Source organism: Bacillus sp. AP50, from assembly GCF_040492675.1.
Taxonomy (GTDB): Bacteria; Bacillota; Bacilli; order Bacillales; family Bacillaceae_G; genus Bacillus_A; species Bacillus_A cereus.
The window spans coordinates 1-2,256 of record NZ_JBEUTW010000453.1; the positions used below are offsets into that span (position 1 = coordinate 1).

The following is a 2,256-nucleotide window of genomic DNA, read 5'->3' on the forward strand; positions in this document are numbered from 1 at the left end:
GAGTACAGGTGTATTCACAGAAAAATTAATTAAAAGAAGAAATCTCAAGACAATTATTTTATTAGTAGAAAATAATAAGAAATTTTTAATTTTACTAAAAGCAAAATTAAAAGAAAAAGGGAACTTATTAATTGTATATGGATCAGTAGCAAATATTGAACAATATATTAGGGAGAACGATATTACGTATGTACAGTATGTTATTTCTTGTCTTTCATTTGCAAGCTTAAGAAAAAAAGAAGATACAAATGTCTCATCTGCTTATGTCTTTAGCTGTTTTATACGAGAAAAAATATGGAGGAATCATATGGAATCAAAAATTCTTATTGTCGATGATGATAAAGAAATTAGAAATCTTATCTCTGCTTATTTGGAAAATGAAGGACTGAAAACTCAAAAGGCAGAAGATGCTATGGAAGCTTTACAACTGTTAGAAGAAAAGGAGTTTGATTTGATTATTTTAGATATTATGATGCCTAATATGGATGGTATTGAAGCGTGTATGAAGATTAGGGAAGACCGCAATATACCTATCATCATGCTATCTGCAAAATCTGAGGATATAGACAAAATTCAGGGGCTAGCCTCTGGTGCAGACGATTATTTATCAAAACCGTTTAACCCATTGGAATTAATCGCTAGGGTAAAATCCCAATTAAGAAGGTTTAAAAAATACAATTCATCAATAGGACATAATAAAAGCATTCTAGAAATTGGTGACTTAACCGTGAATACAGATACACGTCAAGTATGGGTAAGAGGAAAAGAAACAAGATTAACTCCAAAAGAGTTTGCTATTTTAGAACTACTTGCCCGCAACAAAGGGATTGTCATGAGTGTAGCAAAAATATATGAAGCAGTTTGGGAAGAGGTTTTTTATAAATCAGACAATACTGTCATGGTGCATATCACAAAAATAAGAGACAAAATAGAAGAGGATTCTAAAAATCCCATTTATATTAAAACTGTGTGGGGAATTGGATATAAAATATGAAGAATGTTAGTTTTAAAAATAAGATCATTATAAAACTTCTTGGTGCTGTTGCAGTTAGTTTTTTTATTTCAATTGGTTTAACAATTCTCATTTTGGCATACGTTATAGATCCGTTATTTGTAAAATACGAAGAGTTTGGTATGTTTGAATTCAAATTGGCATTGTTGTTTTTATTCGCGTTCGCAATCTTTACCTTTATCATACTTTTTTTGATATTGGTTCGAAAGAAAATAGTATATTTGAAGTTCATTTCAGATAATGTAAATGATATTGCAAATGGAAAACTAGGTCTGACAATAGGGATTAAGGGGAAGGACGAATTGACCCAACTTGCCCAAAATATCAACTATATGTCCAAGGAATTGGAGCATACATTTGAACAGGAAAGACGATTAGAACGTACAAAAAATGAACTCATAACGAACGTATCTCATGACTTACGCACACCGTTGACATCTATTATTGGTTATATAGATTTATTAAAAAGAGGGCAATACAACAGTGAAACACAATTACAGGAATACCTTGAAACCACGTATTTAAAATCAAAGAGATTGAAATATTTAATTGATGAACTGTTTGAATATACTCGTTTATCAGGCATCGATGCTAAGTTAAACTTTAATGAAGTTGATTTATCAGGTTTGTTGGAGCAAATAGTTGGAGAATACATTCCTATATTTGAAAAGGAAAGTTTAATTGTTCAAAAATCAATAACGGAAGAAACAATACCTATTTTCATGGATGTAGAAAAAATGGTACGTGTATATGAAAATCTGTTTATGAATGCGATAAAGTTCAGCATGAAACCTTCCGAATTATCCGTATGTCTTGAATTAATAGGTAACAAAGCAATTTTGAAAGTATCAAATAAAGTCGAGAAGCCGCCTGTTAGCGACCCTAATAAATTATTTGAAAGATTTTTCAGGGGTGATAAGGCAAGAAAAAATGATCAAGGAAATGGACTGGGACTTGCTATCTCAAAAAGAATTGTTGAACTTCATCATGGTAATATACATGCAGAATATAAAGAAGGTTGGATATCCTTTATTGTTGAACATCCAATCAAATAGATTGGCTTATGGAATTACAGGTTCCATAAGCTTTTTTTTATAAAACTTAAGAATTTTTAAGGATTTTTCAGGGTGTTTCCTAATTTTCATAGTTTATCATGTATGTACTCAGAGCAAAGAGGGGAGTGGAGAAATTAAAAAAATTTTCTTTACGGCTTTCGATTGGATACATCGTAACAGCCTTATAGA

2 protein-coding genes are annotated in these 2,256 nt (G+C 31.0%); both read left to right on the forward strand.

Annotated features, from left to right (window positions below; genetic code table 11):
• Window positions 1-307 precede the first annotated feature (307 nt).
• The gene (locus ABWK52_RS24515; RefSeq protein WP_098280119.1) at window positions 308-994 is read left to right on the forward strand and encodes a response regulator transcription factor; all 687 of its coding nucleotides are present in this window, start codon (window positions 308-310) and stop codon (window positions 992-994) included.
• Window positions 991-2,067, forward strand: a complete 1,077-nt coding sequence (locus ABWK52_RS24520) for a sensor histidine kinase (RefSeq protein WP_087948266.1) — start codon at window positions 991-993, stop codon at window positions 2,065-2,067. The genes ABWK52_RS24515 and ABWK52_RS24520 overlap by 4 nt, the downstream gene beginning before the upstream one ends.
• Window positions 2,068-2,256 lie beyond the last annotated feature (189 nt).